Below are 15,578 nucleotides of genomic sequence, written 5' to 3'. Positions count from 1 at the left end.
GAAAGCTCCCTTTTTTTGTTTTCAATGACTGGGTTTTTTGTTGTATTTCGCAATTAAATAAATTTTTTTTTAATGTAAAATTGCGCCATCGGAAACGATCAAGATTAAATAAGGGACTTTTTATATGTCTGCCAAACGACTCGAACAAGCAGCTCAAGCAACAAAAACTGCATTTTTGTTTCCAGGTCAAGGTTCACAAAAAGTGGGTATGCTTGCTGAACTTGCAGAACAGTTTAGTGGTGTACAAGAAACCTTTACTGAAGCATCAGATGCCATCGGTTTTGATTTATGGCACATTGCACAAAGCGGTGAAGGTTTAGATCAAACTGAAAATACTCAACCTGTTTTATTGACAGCAAGTATTGCTTTATGGCGTGTATGGTTAGATCTTGGTGGTGTTGTACCAAAATACCTCGCAGGTCATTCATTAGGCGAATACAGTGCTTTAGTTGCTGCAGAGTCGATGACTTTGGCAGATGCAGTCAAGTTGGTAAATTTACGCGGTAAATTAATGCAAAGTGCTGTGCCTCAGGGGCAAGGCGCGATGGCGGCTATTCTCGGTCTAGATGACGCGAAAGTACTTGAACTGTGCGAGCAAGCCAATGTTCAAGGCCGTGGTTCTGTTGAAGCTGCAAACTATAATGCACAAGGCCAAGTTGTTATCGCAGGTGATAAAACTCTAGTCGAAGCTGTCATGACCGTTGCCAAAGAAAACGGCGGTAAAGCAATTGCATTACCTGTATCTGTACCATCACATTGTTCTCTAATGAAACCTGCTGCCGAACAGTTTGCAGAAGCTTTGGAACAAACTGCCATTGAGCTACCAAGCATTCCTGTAATACAAAATGTCAATGCTGGAATCGCGACAGATACAAGCCAATTACGCTTAGCATTAACAGCGCAATTGTATCAGTCAGTACAGTGGACTAAAACCATGCAATTCATCCAAGACCAAGGTATTCAGTATGTTGCTGAATGTGGTCCAGGTAATGTATTGGCGAATTTAGCAAAACGTTTACCAAATATCGAAAAAGCATTTCCACTCGATACACAAAGTCGTATGGAAGATGCACTGAATGCTATCTTAGTGGCTGAAGGGAAAATTGCATGACACAAGAACGCAAAGTCGCATTAGTGACAGGCGCGAGCCGAGGGATTGGTGCTGCCATCGCTCAGCAATTGATTCAAGACGGTTATTTTGTTGTAGGTACGGCAACATCAGCAACGGCCGCAGAAAAACTTTCAACAGTTTTTGCTGAAAATGGTGCAGGTGCATTACTTGATGTACGTGATGGTGCTGCAATTGATGCATTGGTATCTGACATTGAACAAAAATATGGTTCAGTGATGATACTTGTGAACAATGCAGGGATTACCAAAGACAATTTATTGTTACGTATGTCTGAAGATGATTGGGACGATATTCTCAATATTCATCTTAAAGCTGTATTCCGCTTATCTAAACGTGTATTGAAAGGCATGACCAAAGCGCGCTTTGGACGCATTATCAATATCAGTTCTGTTGTTGCGCATTTTGCTAACCCAGGACAAGCCAACTATTCTGCTGCAAAAGCAGGGATTGAAGCTTTCAGTCGCAGTCTTGCAAAAGAAATGGGAAGCCGTCAGATTACAGTCAACTGTATTGCGCCTGGTTTTATCGCAACAGAAATGACTGAGCAGTTAAGTGAAGATATTCGCAAAAAAATGAGTGATCAAGTTGCGTTAAACCGATTTGGTCAACCAGAAGATATTGCAAATGCAGTAAGTTTTTTGGCTTCTGACAAAGCCAGTTACATTACAGGCACAGTATTACACGTAAATGGTGGTTTATACATGGCGTAATGCGATGTATAAACTTTGAAAAAAGTAAATATTCAATTAAACTATCAGGCAATTAAAAGCCGCCACAAGCAATGAGGAGAATTCCTGTGAGCGATATCGAACAACGCATTAAACAAGCTGTTGCAGAACAATTAGGTATCAAAGCTGAAGAAATCAAAAACGAAGCATCTTTCATGGATGATTTGGGTGCTGATTCTCTAGACCTAGTAGAACTTGTTATGTCTTTCGAAAATGACTTCGACATCACTATTCCAGATGAAGATTCTAACGAAATCACAACTGTTCAATCAGCTATCGACTATGTAACTAAAAAACTTGGTTAATGTGTTGATTGTATAGCACGTTGTTGTTATACGTAAAAAGACCACCTTTAGGTGGTTTTTTTATGCCTGAATTTAGCTGTGTTGAGTGCGTGCATGCTTGGCGATCCTTAACCTAAAAAAGCAATTAAATAAGTTTAAAATCAAAAGCATTGGTTACATACCGTTACCTTTTTATCACCAATGACAACGCACACCCTGATGCTTTTTCGCTATAAAAATAGAGTTCTTAAATTTGTATAACAGTTCACAGTAATACATTCTCAGTAAAACAATTTTCAATAATGATATGGAGTACGACATATGGGTCTTTTTGATTTTATTAAAGGAATTGGCAAGAAAAATACTGCACCAGCTGAGCCACAAGCGGCACCAGCAACGCCAGCAGAACCATCTGCACAAGAAATTGCCAATAAGTTGTTGGGGCACATTAAAGCGTTAGGCTTGCCAGTAACAGGGCTTTCTGTAAGTTATAATAGTACTTCTGATTTGGCCACGATTCACGGTCAGGTACAAACTCAGGCTGATAAAGAGAAAATCATTCTTGCTGTGGGGAATATTGACCATGTGGCGCAAGTTGATGATCAAATGACAGTGGCAGCACCTGAGCCTGAAAGTAAGTTCTATACGGTTAAATCAGGCGATAATTTGTCTAAAATTTCAAAAGAATTTTATGGTGATGCCAACCAATATAATAAAATTTTTGAAGCGAACCGCCCATTGTTAAAAAATGCGGATGATATTTTCCCAGGACAAGTTTTACGTATTCCTGCATAACATTTGTTCACTGATCTTTGATCATAAAAGGCACTTCGGTGCCTTTTCTATTTTTAAATGATTTTGTTTTTATTTTAGTATTTTATTATTTGACGTGTTTTGAAGGGGAAAAGAATTCCGTTGCAATCAGTGGATCTTAAAAAAGACCACATCAAGCTTGGATGTGATCTTTTGGAGTTAGTTAGCTCTAATCTAAAAAATTCAATATTGCATATTATTTATTGGGTTGTGGGGTAAGACGAAGATAAGGCTTAACCGCCGTATAACCTTTTGGGAAGCGTTCTTTAAGCTCCGCTTCATCTTTGATCGACGGGACGATGACAACATCTTCACCATCTTGCCAGTTTGCAGGTGTGGCAACTTTATAATTGTCAGTTAGTTGTAATGAATCAATCACACGGAGAATTTCTTTAAAATTACGTCCAGTTGATGCAGGGTAGGTAATGATTAAGCGAACTTTCTTATTGGGATCAATAATAACTAAAGAACGTACGGTGAGGGTTTCGCTGGCATTTGGATGAATGAAATCATACAGCGTCGATACCTTACGATCTTTGTCTGCAATGATTGGAAAGTTTACAGTGGTATTTTGTGTTTCATTGATGTCATTGATCCAACCTTTATGTGATTCAACATCATCGACTGAAAGGGCAATGGCTTTTACCCCACGCTGTTCAAACTCATCTTTTAATTTTGCGGTATAGCCCAACTCAGTGGTACATACTGGCGTATAGTCGGCAGGGTGTGAGAATAAAACACCCCAACTGTCACCCAAGTAATCATAAAACTTAATTGGACCTTCACTAGATTCCTGAGTGAAATCTGGTGCAATGTCACCTAATCGTAAAGTCATTTTGAAACCTCAATATCTAAAAATGTTGTTTGTTATTTGGCTCGTCCAAACTACTATTACCCAGTTTTTTTATAATTAAAAATAGTGTTTTTGTATTTCTTTATGAAGAAAATAGATATTAATAAAAGAAGCATATGAAAAAAAACATAGAATTGATCTCTACCTCACTGCAAATATCGGTTAAATTTGCTACATTAATGCGCCTTAGCTGATACGTGCTAGAACTAATCGTCAGATTTTTTTGATTGGATTTGTGCAAAACCCTTGTACTTCAAATTTCTACCACCATAATATCGTCTGAGAAAAATTTATTTCACAAAGATTTAGAGAGTTTATATGTTGGCAAGTCTGATCGGAGGAATCTTCGGTACTAAAAACGAGCGCGAACTAAAACGTATGCGTAAAATTGTCGATAAGATCAATGCGCTCGAGCCGACGACATCTGCACTCAGCGATGCAGACTTATCTGCAAAAACTGAAGAATTCAAACAAAGATATAAGAAAGGTGAAAGCCTAGATAAATTAATGCCAGAAGCGTTTGCGGTGTGTCGTGAAGCAGCAAAACGTGTCATGGGTATGCGTCATTATGATGTGCAGCTCATTGGTGGTATTACTTTGCATGAAGGAAAAATTGCAGAAATGCGTACAGGTGAAGGTAAAACCCTGATGGGTACTTTGGCTGTATATTTAAATGCAATTAGTGAACAAGGTGTTCATGTCATCACGGTCAACGATTACTTGGCACAACGTGATGCTGAATTAAACCGTCCGCTTTATGAGTTCTTGGGTTTAAGCGTTGGTGTAATCTATTCGATGCAATCACCAATAGAGAAAGCTGAGGCATATCGTTCAGATATTACTTACGGTACCAATAATGAATTTGGTTTCGATTATCTGCGCGATAACATGGTTTTCTCTATGGCAGAGAAAAAGCAACGTGGTTTGATTTATGCGATTATCGATGAGGTCGATTCGATCTTGATCGATGAAGCACGTACACCGTTGATTATTTCGGGTCAAAGTGATGATTCATCACAGCTTTATGTTGCAATCAATAGTATTCCACCGAAGTTGCATGCTCAAAAAGAAGAAAAAGTCGCAGATGGCGGTCATTTCTGGATTGATGAAAAGCAACGCCAAGTTGAAATGACTGAAGTCGGTTATGAAACTGTTGAAGATGAACTGATTAAAATGGGCTTGTTGGCTGAAGGCGAAAGCTTATATTCACCATCAAATCTAAATTTGGTTCATCATGTGTCTGCTGCAATTCGTGCACATTTCCTTTATCAACGCAATGTTCACTACATCGTACATGATGGTGAAGTAATCATTGTCGATGAGAATACTGGTCGTACCATGCCAGGTCGTCGTTGGTCTGAAGGTTTGCACCAAGCTGTTGAAGCTAAAGAAGCGTTAGACGTTCAACCTGAAAACCAAACTTTAGCAACAACAACATTCCAGAACTATTTCCGTTTATACAAAAAGCTTTCAGGTATGACAGGTACTGCTGATACTGAAGCTGCGGAAATGAAAGAAATTTATGGTTTGGATGTGGTGCTTATTCCAACCCATCGTCCGATGATTCGTAATGACCAAAACGATTTAATTTATTTAAACCGTAATGGTAAATACAACGCAATTATTGAAGAAATTCAGAAAATTCATGAAGCAGGTGTTGCACCTATCTTGATTGGTACTGCAACCATTGAGGCTTCAGAAATTTTATCTGATAAGTTACGAGATGCGGGTATTACCCATGAAGTCTTGAACGCTAAACAACATGAGCGTGAAGCAGACATTATTGCTCAAGCGGGTTCACCGCGTGCTGTGACCATTGCAACCAATATGGCAGGTCGTGGTACCGATATTTTGCTTGGTGGTAACTGGAAAGCAAAACTTGCCAAAATTGAAAACCATACTGCGGAAGATGAAGCTCGTCTTAAAGCGGAATGGGAACAAAACAATGAAATGGTGTTAAGTTCAGGTGGTTTACACATCATCGGTTCTGAACGTCATGAATCACGTCGTATTGATAACCAGTTGCGTGGTCGTTCTGGTCGTCAAGGTGACCCAGGTGTTTCACGGTTCTTCTTGTCATTAGAAGATGATTTGATGCGTATTTTCGCGGGTGATCGCGTTGTTGCAATGATGCGTGCGATGGGACTACAAGAGAATGAAGCCATTGAGCATAAAATGGTATCGCGTTCTATTGAAAATGCACAGCGCAAAGTTGAAGCACGTAACTTCGATATTCGTAAAAACTTATTGAAATACGATGATGTAAATAACGAACAACGTAAAATTATTTACTCTCAACGTGATGAAATTTTAGAAGAAAGCTCACTTCAAGATTATATTGAAGAAATGCATCGTGAAGTCGTAAAAGGCTTAATCGAAACCTATATTCCACCTGAATCAATCCATGATCAATGGGATATTCAAGGGCTTGAAAATGCATTGAATGAAGACTTAGGTATTAATCTTCCTGTAAATCAATGGTTGGAAGAAGATCGTCGTCTTGATGAAGAAGCCTTGGTTGAACGTATTTCTGATGAGATTGTCACGCGTTACCGTAATCGTCGTGAACAAATGGGCGATGATACTGCTGCGACACTTGAACGTCACTTCATGCTGGGTTCTTTAGATCGCCATTGGAAAGACCATTTGGCTGCGATGGATTATTTGCGTCAAGGGATTCACTTACGTGGTTATGCACAAAAGAACCCTGAACAAGAATATAAGAAGGAAGCCTTCAATTTATTCGTCAATATGCTGGGTGTGATTAAGTCTGACGTGGTTACTGATATTTCTCGTGTGCATATCCCAACACCTGAAGAGCTTGCTGAAATGGAAGCTCAACAACAGGCTCAAGCTGAATCTATGCGTCTTAACTTTGCACATGATGAAGTGGATGGCTTAAGCGGTACGGTTAGTAATGAGATTGTTGATGCACAATTCACGGATAGTGATGAGATTGCAGCACCAGAAAGCCGTAATGCACCTTGTCCTTGTGGTTCAGGTTTGAAATACAAACAATGTCACGGCAAAATCTAATTGAGTGAATAGACCCTGAAAGTGTTACAAAAAAGCAGAACAATTGTTCTGCTTTTTTTACAAGTTATTACCATGCGTTAATTTTTATTGCAGGAAATGTGATTAAGTGGTATTAAGTTGCTCAATTGGAAAAGATCTTTGGGAAGATAATGAAAAAATTATTAAAACCTTTATTTGTTGCAACTTTAGCAGTTCCAGCATTGGCATTTGCAGATACGGCACCACAAACGACGACAGTGGAAAAAGTACAAGCTGCTACAGGAGCAGTGACAGCCCAAGCAGAAGTAAAAAATGAAACCACGACTGTAATCAGTCCACGTACTGGTATTCGTTATACTTTAGGTAATACAGGCGGACGCCCAATTATTTTAAAAACTGCGGCGATTGCAGCGGTAACACCTGCTACGGTTAATCGCGTTGTTGCTTCAAATCCAGCATTGTCAGTATCTAGTCAAGAAAAAGTAAAGCAAGCATTATTGGCTGCGGATACCACGACTGCTGTTCAACAGTAATACGTTGCTGATGTAATGAAAGCCAGTATATTTACTGGCTTTTTTATTTTATATTCAAATGAATAAGCTTTTCTTATAGTAAAAATAAATAAGCATTTTAATAAGCTCGATTTTTATAGAGAATTCTAATAAGCTGTGTTTTCATTCTAATTCATGTGGACATTTGAAAATGGCTGTTGGTGACGTGTCTATGCCGCATATGCATGTGGTACAAGGTGTAAAAATTGGCTCTGCTGAGGCGTATGTCCGTTATCCAAATCGACGAGATTTAGTTATTTTTGAATTTGCACAAGGTACCAATGTTGCAGGGGTATTTACCCAAAATGCATTTTGCGCAGCGCCAGTTCATGTGTCGAAAGCGCATTTAGCACAAGCTAATCCACGCTACTTGGTCATCAATACTGGGAATGCTAATGCAGGTACAGGAAAATTGGGTATGCAAAATGCACAATTGACCTGTTTAAAGCTTGCTGAGTTAGCGCAGGTAGAAGAATTTGAAGTATTGCCATTCTCTACAGGGGTCATTGGCGAACAACTGCCGATTGAGCGTTTAACGCAAGGTTTACAGCCTGCACTAAATAGTTTGAATGACGCTTCATGGACGGACGCTGCGACTGGGATCATGACCACGGATACCACACCAAAAGGCGCCTCAGAACAGTTCGAGCTTGATGGTATAACGTATACAATGACTGGGATTTCTAAAGGTGCAGGCATGATTCGCCCCAATATGGCGACCATGCTGAGTTTTGTTGCAACCGATGCGCCAATTGCACGAAATCTTGTGCAAAAAATGTTAAAAATTAGCGCAGACCAATCATTTAATCGGATTACTGTGGATGGTGATACTTCTACCAATGATTCATGCATCTTTGCTGCAACCGGAATGGCTGGTGGTGTAGAAATTAGCAGTGAAGATGATGCACGTTATACTGTGGTTTTGGATGTTTTATCGCGTGTGATGAAGCGTTTGGCGCAACTGATTATTCGTGATGGGGAAGGGGCGACCAAATTCATTACTATCACGGTTGACGGTGGAAACGACACACAAGAATGCTGCGATATTGCTTATAGCATTGCTCATTCACCATTGGTTAAAACGGCAATTTTTGCGTCTGATCCAAACTGGGGGCGTATCCTTGCTGCGATTGGTTATGCTGGCGTGAAAGATTTGGATGTTGAAAAAATTCAAGTCTGGTTAGACGACGTGCAAATTTGTAAAGATGGTGGTGCTGCTGAAGACTATACCGAAGAAGCTGGTGCACGGGTAATGTCACAGACAGAAATGACCATTCATGTAAACCTTGGTCGAGGGCAGGCCAAAGATACGGTCTATACCTGTGACCTATCCTATGATTATGTGAAAATTAATGCGGACTATCGTTCTTAACTACTGATTTTTTAAGGAGCCTCATTCGTGAGGCTTTTTTATAACAAAACATTTTTCGTGGTGAATTTATGTGCGCTAAACCGTACAATCAATTCACAAGTGTATAAACGCTAGCATGATGCCAGCGACAAGGAAAGAGAAGACCTCTTATGAATGATGCGAATAATTTAATTGCCAACGAAGCAAAATCGGTTGTGCAAGCGCATTTAGATCGTTTAGGTGAACCTAAGGACAATAGTCTGAGTCCAGCGGTAAAACAGCAGAAGTTTGCGCAAATTAAAGCTGAGTTGCAAAAGAACAATGCTGTTTTGGTGGCACATTATTATTGTGATCCAGATGTACAAGAACTTGCGGAAGCGACAGGTGGTTGTGTTTCTGATTCTTTAGAAATGGCACGTTTTGGACGTGATCATGAGGCATCTACTCTGGTGGTCGCTGGGGTTAAATTTATGGGAGAAACCTCAAAAATTCTTTCTCCTGAAAAAACAGTCCTTATGCCAACTTTGGAAGCAACCTGTTCGCTTGATCTCGGTTGTCCTGTAGATGAATTTACCGCATTTTGTGATGCGCATCCTGAGCATACTGTTGTGGTCTATGCCAATACCTCAGCAGCAGTTAAAGCACGTGCAGATTGGGTGGTGACTTCAAGTTGTGCTGTAGAGATCATTGAACACTTAGACAGTTTGGGCGAGAAAATTATTTGGGCACCAGATCAACATTTAGGCCGTTATATTCAAAAGAAAACCGGTGCTGATATGTTGCTTTGGGATGGTGCTTGTATCGTGCATGAAGAGTTTCGTGCCCGTGGTATTGAAAAGATGAAAGCGCTGTATCCGAATGCAGCTGTATTGGTGCATCCTGAGTCACCAGAATCCGTGATTGATATTGCGGATGCGGTGGGAAGTACTTCACAATTGATCAAAGCAGCCCAAACATTGCCACAAGACACTCTAATTGTGGCTACAGACCGTGGTATTTTCTATAAAATGCAACAAGCTGTACCGCATAAGACCTTGATTGAAGCACCTACAGCAGGTGAGGGTGCAACTTGTCGTTCTTGTGCGCATTGCCCGTGGATGGCAATGAATGAATTAGATGGTATTTTGTCAGTTTTGCAAAAGGCCGATCAAGAAATATTCGTAGATGCTGCTTTGGCTGAACGTGCTAAATTACCTTTAGATCGTATGTTGAACTTTAGTGCTCAATTAAAACGATAGAAATTGTATAAAAAACATCTGAAATGTTTGATTAATATACATTTGACGTGTTTTTTTAACTTTTTTTCAAGATAGGTGTTGACGTCTTGTGGCGTCACGCCTAGAATGCACACCGTACCGCACGATGTGCGATACACAAAAGCTGAGATGAACGGAGCATAGCACAGCCTGGTAGTGCACCTGGTTTGGGACCAGGGGGTCGTAGGTTCGAATCCTACTGCTCCGACCAATTCTTCAAGGCAAGTTAATCTGTGATATTAGTATCATTGGTCATGCGCCTGTAGCTCAGTTGGATAGAGCATCCGCCTTCTAAGCGGATGGTCACAGGTTCGAATCCTGTCAGGCGCACCATATGTTGCTTGATACTATAGATCCTAAAACTTAATGTGACGGTGGATGTAGCTCAGTTGGTAGAGCCCCGGATTGTGATTCCGGTTGTCGTGGGTTCGAGCCCCATCATTCACCCCAATTCCTTAAGTTTGTTGCAAATTCGGAGCATAGCACAGCCTGGTAGTGCACCTGGTTTGGGACCAGGGGGTCGTAGGTTCGAATCCTACTGCTCCGACCATTTAAGCATCAGCTTAAATATAAATTATCCGCTTAAAGGCGGTTTTTTTATGCCTGAAATTTGTGTTTGTCAACGAAGCGTCAAATTCTATAGATCTAAAAAAAGATCTCCGTAGAGATCTTTTTTTTAATAAAGAGAAGATTATCAAGGAATAATAATCACCGCAACACGACGGTTTTCAGCTTTATTCTCTTCTGAATCATTTGATTTAAGTGGCTGGTCAGCCCCTTTTCCAATCACTTGGATATTTTGTGGATTAAATTTTTGCTCAATGAATATATTTGAAACATTTTGAGCACGTTCTTTGGATAATTTTAAATTGTATTCAGGATTTCCGATATTATCGGTATGACCTACAATTTTAAGCTTATCGAGATGATATTTATTTAATTGCGTGGCTAAACGAACCAATTCAGTTTGACGTTCGGTATTAATATTCGATTCATTAAAACCAAACAATAAACGTTCTGGTAGACCTAGACTCCAACCTTCATCTGTTAATACAAAACCTTCTTTCTTAAGTACACGAGCTTGTTTATAGCTCAACCCACCTAGATTCATACAACCTGTAAGTGCTAGGCAGAGTATTGCAAGAATAGAAAGTTGTACGTTTTTTAAAGTCATAAAAACCCCCTAATATTATGAATGGTAAATAAACCAATGATGCTGTAAAGATTTTGCTTTGTACATGGCTTGATCTGCTTGAGAAATTAAGTCTTCTGGGCTTGAGGCCTGGCTAGAGATAGCAATACCAATACTAAAGCTAAAAGAAATCGATTGTCCTTTATAGATTAAAGGATCGTCACAACATTTAATCAGATTTTCCGCAATAGAGATGAGGTGTTCAATTTTAGAAATGGAACGTAAAATAATTGCAAACTCATCTCCTGCAAGACGCGCGACAAAATCATCTTGGCGAATATGGCGTCTTAATCGTGAAGCCATTTCTTTTAAAACTTCATCACCGACCAAATGTCCATATTGATCATTAATAGCTTTAAAATTATTATTATCAATAAATAATAAAGCTAAATTTTCACGTTGATTGGTGTCTTCATATAAATTACATAACACTTGATAAAAATAATTACGATTAGGTAATTCGGTTAAATGATCATGTTGAACTTGATAAGAAAGTTCACTATTCTCATTTTGAAGATGGGTATGCCAAGATTGAATTTCATCTAAGAGTTGGTTGAACACACTGTTTAAGTCTTGAAATTCTTTTACATCACTTTTTGGAAACCTTAAGTTATACGCCTTTTGATTTCTTAAGAGTTGTGCAATTTGTATAATTGGTAAAAATGAACCCATAATATGGCGATAGGTTAAGTTTACTGACCACCATACAGCAAAAACCATAAAGAGCATGCCAAATGCTAAGCCGGTAAAAATTTTAAAAATAAACATTAAAATTTCATTGGAACTTCCATACAGCACAACTTGACCGACCAGCTTCCCTTGATGTTGGACGTTTAACTTGATGGAATCTTTTAAAAAGATATGATCAAAAAAGTTTTGAATATAAGAATAGTGTTCAACATTTTTTAGGCTTTCAGCAACTTTATGACCTTGATTATCATAAACCTCAATCAGGCGTACTGAATGTTGGAATGTGTATTCATTGATAATCTGCGAAATCGCGATTCTATCAGAGAACACCAGTGCAGGTTGAACACGTTCAGACACGGTGCGGCTGATTAATAATAGGTTTTGTTTCGCATAAGATTCAACGGTAAATACTGAAATCGTGACAAAAGTAGACGTACTAATAAATAAAGTGATTGCAAAGGTCGTAAATTGAGATTTACGAAACAATGTTTGTAAGGAACTCGATTTAAAAAATTTATTCATCATTATTTTAATCCGAATTCTTTGCCAGTAATAAAACACGTGGGTCAACATGTATTTTAGACTGAGCTAAACTATCAAGATTCACTTTAAAAATAGTATTTCCTGTTTTGTTGGTGGATAAGCAAAAAACGCTGCCAATTTCACATTCAGAATTACTTGAGCTAAACGATAAAATAGATGAATTTAATGATTTCCCAATAAGGGCCTGTTCGGTTTGTGCTGAAGTATTGGAAAAAAATACCGCATCACAATGACGATTTTTTAGATCGGCGGAATGTATCGCACTTATATTAAAAGGAGACTTATTTGATTTGATATAAGCAGAAAATTGGTTTGCATAAGATGCATTATCAACGACGCATAATTCTGGATTCGGAGTGTTCCATTTTGCATAACTTAATATCGACAATGTCATCATGAAAATATTATGTGACGAATTGGCTGAGGAATAGTTGCAGCAAAAGAGCAAAATTCCTAAACAGAAGCTTCTTCTATTTATAAAACGGGCCATATTCGACTTAATTTATTAAATGATAAAATTATTTCAAATAGTTTAAAGAAAAAAAACAAATATAAATAGCTTAAAATTTAAATAAAAACATGTTCTGCTTTATTAGTATGAGAAAAAATGGTGCAAAAAATAGCTAAAAATGGACTTTTTTTGCTATTTTGGTCGAAAAAATGTCCAGTTGATGAAAAAGTTTAAAAAAAGGGGTTGTGTTGGTTTGTGAATGCTGTAGAATGCACATCCATCGGCGGTGATGTTAAATAAAACTTCTGATAAATCAGGCACTTGATTAAGTTGTTAAGATTTCGAATTGAGATTTTAAGATGAGGTTAAGGTTGGGTTTGTTAGAAAAAATAATTAACATTATTGATTGACTTTTTAGAGATAGAGAGTAGTATAGCCGACCTAGCTTGATGCTGACGAAGCATTGAGAAGATCATTAAGAGAATATGAAGAACAACTTGTGTGGATTTTTACTGATTGATTGATCGAAATATTATCATTGATTGATTGGTTTAAATTACTCGAAGTTTATTTGAGAGAATTTGTCAGTACATTGATGAGCCAGAATTGTGACCTTAAGTCACTAATGATTTTTAACTGAAGAGTTTGATCATGGCTCAGATTGAACGCTGGCGGCAGGCTTAACACATGCAAGTCGAGCGGGGGAGGTTGCTTCGGTAACTGACCTAGCGGCGGACGGGTGAGTAATACTTAGGAATCTGCCTATTAATGGGGGACAACATCTCGAAAGGGATGCTAATACCGCATACGCCCTACGGGGGAAAGCAGGGGATCACTTGTGACCTTGCGTTAATAGATGAGCCTAAGTCGGATTAGCTAGTTGGTGGGGTAAAGGCCTACCAAGGCGACGATCTGTAGCGGGTCTGAGAGGATGATCCGCCACACTGGGACTGAGACACGGCCCAGACTCCTACGGGAGGCAGCAGTGGGGAATATTGGACAATGGGGGGAACCCTGATCCAGCCATGCCGCGTGTGTGAAGAAGGCCTTATGGTTGTAAAGCACTTTAAGCGAGGAGGAGGCTCTCTTGGTTAATACCCAAGAAGAGTGGACGTTACTCGCAGAATAAGCACCGGCTAACTCTGTGCCAGCAGCCGCGGTAATACAGAGGGTGCGAGCGTTAATCGGATTTACTGGGCGTAAAGCGTGCGTAGGCGGCTTTTTAAGTCGGATGTGAAATCCCCGAGCTTAACTTGGGAATTGCATTCGATACTGGGAAGCTAGAGTATGGGAGAGGATGGTAGAATTCCAGGTGTAGCGGTGAAATGCGTAGAGATCTGGAGGAATACCGATGGCGAAGGCAGCCATCTGGCCTAATACTGACGCTGAGGTACGAAAGCATGGGGAGCAAACAGGATTAGATACCCTGGTAGTCCATGCCGTAAACGATGTCTACTAGCCGTTGGGGCCTTTGAGGCTTTAGTGGCGCAGCTAACGCGATAAGTAGACCGCCTGGGGAGTACGGTCGCAAGACTAAAACTCAAATGAATTGACGGGGGCCCGCACAAGCGGTGGAGCATGTGGTTTAATTCGATGCAACGCGAAGAACCTTACCTGGTCTTGACATAGTAAGAACTTTCCAGAGATGGATTGGTGCCTTCGGGAACTTACATACAGGTGCTGCATGGCTGTCGTCAGCTCGTGTCGTGAGATGTTGGGTTAAGTCCCGCAACGAGCGCAACCCTTTTCCTTATTTGCCAGCACTTCGGGTGGGAACTTTAAGGATACTGCCAGTGACAAACTGGAGGAAGGCGGGGACGACGTCAAGTCATCATGGCCCTTACGACCAGGGCTACACACGTGCTACAATGGTCGGTACAAAGGGTTGCTACCTAGCGATAGGATGCTAATCTCAAAAAGCCGATCGTAGTCCGGATTGGAGTCTGCAACTCGACTCCATGAAGTCGGAATCGCTAGTAATCGCGGATCAGAATGCCGCGGTGAATACGTTCCCGGGCCTTGTACACACCGCCCGTCACACCATGGGAGTTTGTTGCACCAGAAGTAGGTAGTCTAACCGTAAGGAGGACGCTTACCACGGTGTGGCCGATGACTGGGGTGAAGTCGTAACAAGGTAGCCGTAGGGGAACCTGCGGCTGGATCACCTCCTTAACGAAAGATTGACGATTGGTAAGAATCCACAACAAGTTGTTCTTCATTGATGTATCTGAGGGTCTGTAGCTCAGTTGGTTAGAGCACACGCTTGATAAGCGTGGGGTCACAAGTTCAAGTCTTGTCAGACCCACCAAGTCTACTGAACACAGAAGAGCAGATATATTAAGATCTTAAGCTGGGGACTTAGCTTAGTTGGTAGAGCGCCTGCTTTGCACGCAGGAGGTCAACGGTTCGACTCCGTTAGTCTCCACCACTAATTAAAGACTAAGTGATTACAGAACTTAGTAAGCCGATAGCTTATTAAGTTCTGTGATTTATCACAGTTAACTACTCGCTGACGAGGCGGTAGTGAATCATTAACAGAATATATTTGAGTTGAAATAATTGTTTAAACTCGTTTTAGTTGATGTTAGCAAGTAATTGTTAATGTTGAATGAAATGAGCACTAGCGATAAAACTGAATCAAGCGTTTTGGTATATGAATTAAATTGAAGCTGTATGGTGATTAAGTTCACAGGCAACAAATAGAAGTGATTAAGTTCAC

12 protein-coding genes, 6 tRNA genes and 1 rRNA gene are annotated in these 15,578 nt (G+C 40.0%); 15 read left to right on the top strand and 4 right to left on the bottom strand.

Annotated features, from left to right (window positions below; translation table 11 throughout):
- Nucleotides 1-124: 124 nt before the first annotated feature.
- The 4 genes from fabD (at nucleotide 125) to lysM (ending at nucleotide 2,939) form a co-directional block, all read left to right on the top strand.
- Nucleotides 125-1,111, top strand: coding sequence for an ACP S-malonyltransferase (gene fabD / locus MTO68_RS19460; protein ID WP_004723962.1), 987 nt, complete (start codon nucleotides 125-127; stop codon nucleotides 1,109-1,111).
- Nucleotides 1,108-1,842: a 3-oxoacyl-ACP reductase FabG gene (gene fabG / locus MTO68_RS19455; protein ID WP_244014010.1), complete on the top strand. Its 735-nt coding sequence runs from the start codon at nucleotides 1,108-1,110 to the stop codon at nucleotides 1,840-1,842. Before fabD ends, fabG begins: the two co-directional genes overlap by 4 nt.
- Nucleotides 1,843-1,928: 86 nt before the next feature.
- Nucleotides 1,929-2,165: an acyl carrier protein gene (gene acpP, locus MTO68_RS19450; protein WP_004723957.1), complete on the top strand. Its 237-nt coding sequence runs from the start codon at nucleotides 1,929-1,931 to the stop codon at nucleotides 2,163-2,165.
- Between the two features lie 300 nt (nucleotides 2,166-2,465).
- A complete protein-coding gene (lysM, locus tag MTO68_RS19445) occupies nucleotides 2,466-2,939 on the top strand; it encodes a peptidoglycan-binding protein LysM (RefSeq protein WP_004817740.1) in 474 nt (157 codons plus the stop codon).
- 214 nt (nucleotides 2,940-3,153) lie between these two features.
- On the opposite strand, the gene MTO68_RS19440 is transcribed toward lysM, so the two are convergent.
- On the bottom strand, nucleotides 3,154-3,792 hold the full coding sequence (locus MTO68_RS19440) for a peroxiredoxin (protein WP_096735080.1): 639 nt from the start codon (nucleotides 3,790-3,792) through the stop codon (nucleotides 3,154-3,156).
- A 336-nt stretch (nucleotides 3,793-4,128) separates the two neighbouring features.
- Here MTO68_RS19440 and secA point away from each other — a divergent pair, with 336 nt between their 5' ends.
- From secA to MTO68_RS19400, 8 genes are all read left to right on the top strand, one after another.
- Entirely contained in the window at nucleotides 4,129-6,846 is a 2,718-nt protein-coding gene (gene secA, locus MTO68_RS19435) for a preprotein translocase subunit SecA (RefSeq protein WP_004817738.1), read from the top strand.
- A 149-nt stretch (nucleotides 6,847-6,995) separates the two neighbouring features.
- Nucleotides 6,996-7,358: a hypothetical protein gene (locus MTO68_RS19430; protein WP_004817737.1), complete on the top strand. Its 363-nt coding sequence runs from the start codon at nucleotides 6,996-6,998 to the stop codon at nucleotides 7,356-7,358.
- 169 nt (nucleotides 7,359-7,527) lie between these two features.
- Nucleotides 7,528-8,748: a bifunctional glutamate N-acetyltransferase/amino-acid acetyltransferase ArgJ gene (argJ, locus tag MTO68_RS19425; RefSeq protein ID WP_034614626.1), complete on the top strand. Its 1,221-nt coding sequence runs from the start codon at nucleotides 7,528-7,530 to the stop codon at nucleotides 8,746-8,748.
- Nucleotides 8,749-8,897: 149 nt separating this feature from the next.
- Entirely contained in the window at nucleotides 8,898-9,965 is a 1,068-nt protein-coding gene (nadA, locus tag MTO68_RS19420) for a quinolinate synthase NadA (protein ID WP_105714422.1), read from the top strand.
- Between the two features lie 152 nt (nucleotides 9,966-10,117).
- Nucleotides 10,118-10,194: transfer RNA gene (locus MTO68_RS19415), tRNA-Pro, on the top strand.
- A 45-nt stretch (nucleotides 10,195-10,239) separates the two neighbouring features.
- Nucleotides 10,240-10,316 (top strand) — tRNA-Arg (locus MTO68_RS19410).
- Nucleotides 10,317-10,357: 41 nt separating this feature from the next.
- Nucleotides 10,358-10,433: transfer RNA gene (locus MTO68_RS19405), tRNA-His, on the top strand.
- A gap of 23 nt (nucleotides 10,434-10,456) precedes the next feature.
- Nucleotides 10,457-10,533 (top strand) — tRNA-Pro (locus MTO68_RS19400).
- A 144-nt stretch (nucleotides 10,534-10,677) separates the two neighbouring features.
- Here the strand turns inward: MTO68_RS19400 and MTO68_RS19395 are convergent.
- Genes MTO68_RS19395 through MTO68_RS19385 form a run of 3 tightly spaced genes read right to left on the bottom strand, consistent with a single transcriptional unit; the run spans nucleotide 10,678 to nucleotide 12,802 of the window.
- Nucleotides 10,678-11,157: an OmpA family protein gene (locus MTO68_RS19395; RefSeq protein ID WP_004723848.1), complete on the bottom strand. Its 480-nt coding sequence runs from the start codon at nucleotides 11,155-11,157 to the stop codon at nucleotides 10,678-10,680.
- A 15-nt stretch (nucleotides 11,158-11,172) separates the two neighbouring features.
- Nucleotides 11,173-12,390: a sensor domain-containing diguanylate cyclase gene (locus MTO68_RS19390; RefSeq protein ID WP_004723846.1), complete on the bottom strand. Its 1,218-nt coding sequence runs from the start codon at nucleotides 12,388-12,390 to the stop codon at nucleotides 11,173-11,175.
- A 4-nt stretch (nucleotides 12,391-12,394) separates the two neighbouring features.
- Complete coding sequence (locus MTO68_RS19385; protein WP_227504303.1) at nucleotides 12,395-12,802, bottom strand: YfiR family protein; 408 nt, start codon at nucleotides 12,800-12,802, stop codon at nucleotides 12,395-12,397.
- A 690-nt stretch (nucleotides 12,803-13,492) separates the two neighbouring features.
- Here MTO68_RS19385 and MTO68_RS19380 point away from each other — a divergent pair.
- From MTO68_RS19380 to MTO68_RS19370, 3 genes are all read left to right on the top strand, one after another.
- Nucleotides 13,493-15,031 (top strand): 16S ribosomal RNA (locus MTO68_RS19380).
- 59 nt (nucleotides 15,032-15,090) lie between these two features.
- Nucleotides 15,091-15,167 (top strand) — tRNA-Ile (locus MTO68_RS19375).
- A gap of 44 nt (nucleotides 15,168-15,211) precedes the next feature.
- Nucleotides 15,212-15,287: transfer RNA gene (locus MTO68_RS19370), tRNA-Ala, on the top strand.
- Nucleotides 15,288-15,578 lie beyond the last annotated feature (291 nt).

The sequence above is a fragment of the Acinetobacter sp. NyZ410 genome (assembly GCF_022828975.1).
Lineage (GTDB): Bacteria > Pseudomonadota > Gammaproteobacteria > Pseudomonadales > Moraxellaceae > Acinetobacter > Acinetobacter guillouiae.
This window is presented reverse-complemented; position numbering and strand designations above follow the sequence as displayed.

What these genes read in the sequence shown, in the direction of transcription:
- fabD (WP_004723962.1), top strand. Translation starts at nt 125, where the DNA reads ATGTCTGCCAAACGACTCGAACAAGCAGCTCAAGCAACAAAAACTGCA.
- fabG (WP_244014010.1), top strand. Translation starts at nt 1,108, where the DNA reads ATGACACAAGAACGCAAAGTCGCATTAGTGACAGGCGCGAGCCGAGGG.
- lysM (WP_004817740.1), top strand. Translation starts at nt 2,466, where the DNA reads ATGGGTCTTTTTGATTTTATTAAAGGAATTGGCAAGAAAAATACTGCA.
- MTO68_RS19440 (WP_096735080.1), bottom strand. Translation starts at nt 3,792, where the DNA reads ATGACTTTACGATTAGGTGACATTGCACCAGATTTCACTCAGGAATCT.
- secA (WP_004817738.1), top strand. Translation starts at nt 4,129, where the DNA reads ATGTTGGCAAGTCTGATCGGAGGAATCTTCGGTACTAAAAACGAGCGC.
- MTO68_RS19430 (WP_004817737.1), top strand. Translation starts at nt 6,996, where the DNA reads ATGAAAAAATTATTAAAACCTTTATTTGTTGCAACTTTAGCAGTTCCA.
- argJ (WP_034614626.1), top strand. Translation starts at nt 7,528, where the DNA reads ATGGCTGTTGGTGACGTGTCTATGCCGCATATGCATGTGGTACAAGGT.
- nadA (WP_105714422.1), top strand. Translation starts at nt 8,898, where the DNA reads ATGAATGATGCGAATAATTTAATTGCCAACGAAGCAAAATCGGTTGTG.
- MTO68_RS19395 (WP_004723848.1), bottom strand. Translation starts at nt 11,157, where the DNA reads ATGACTTTAAAAAACGTACAACTTTCTATTCTTGCAATACTCTGCCTA.
- MTO68_RS19390 (WP_004723846.1), bottom strand. Translation starts at nt 12,390, where the DNA reads ATGATGAATAAATTTTTTAAATCGAGTTCCTTACAAACATTGTTTCGT.
- MTO68_RS19385 (WP_227504303.1), bottom strand. Translation starts at nt 12,802, where the DNA reads ATGACATTGTCGATATTAAGTTATGCAAAATGGAACACTCCGAATCCA.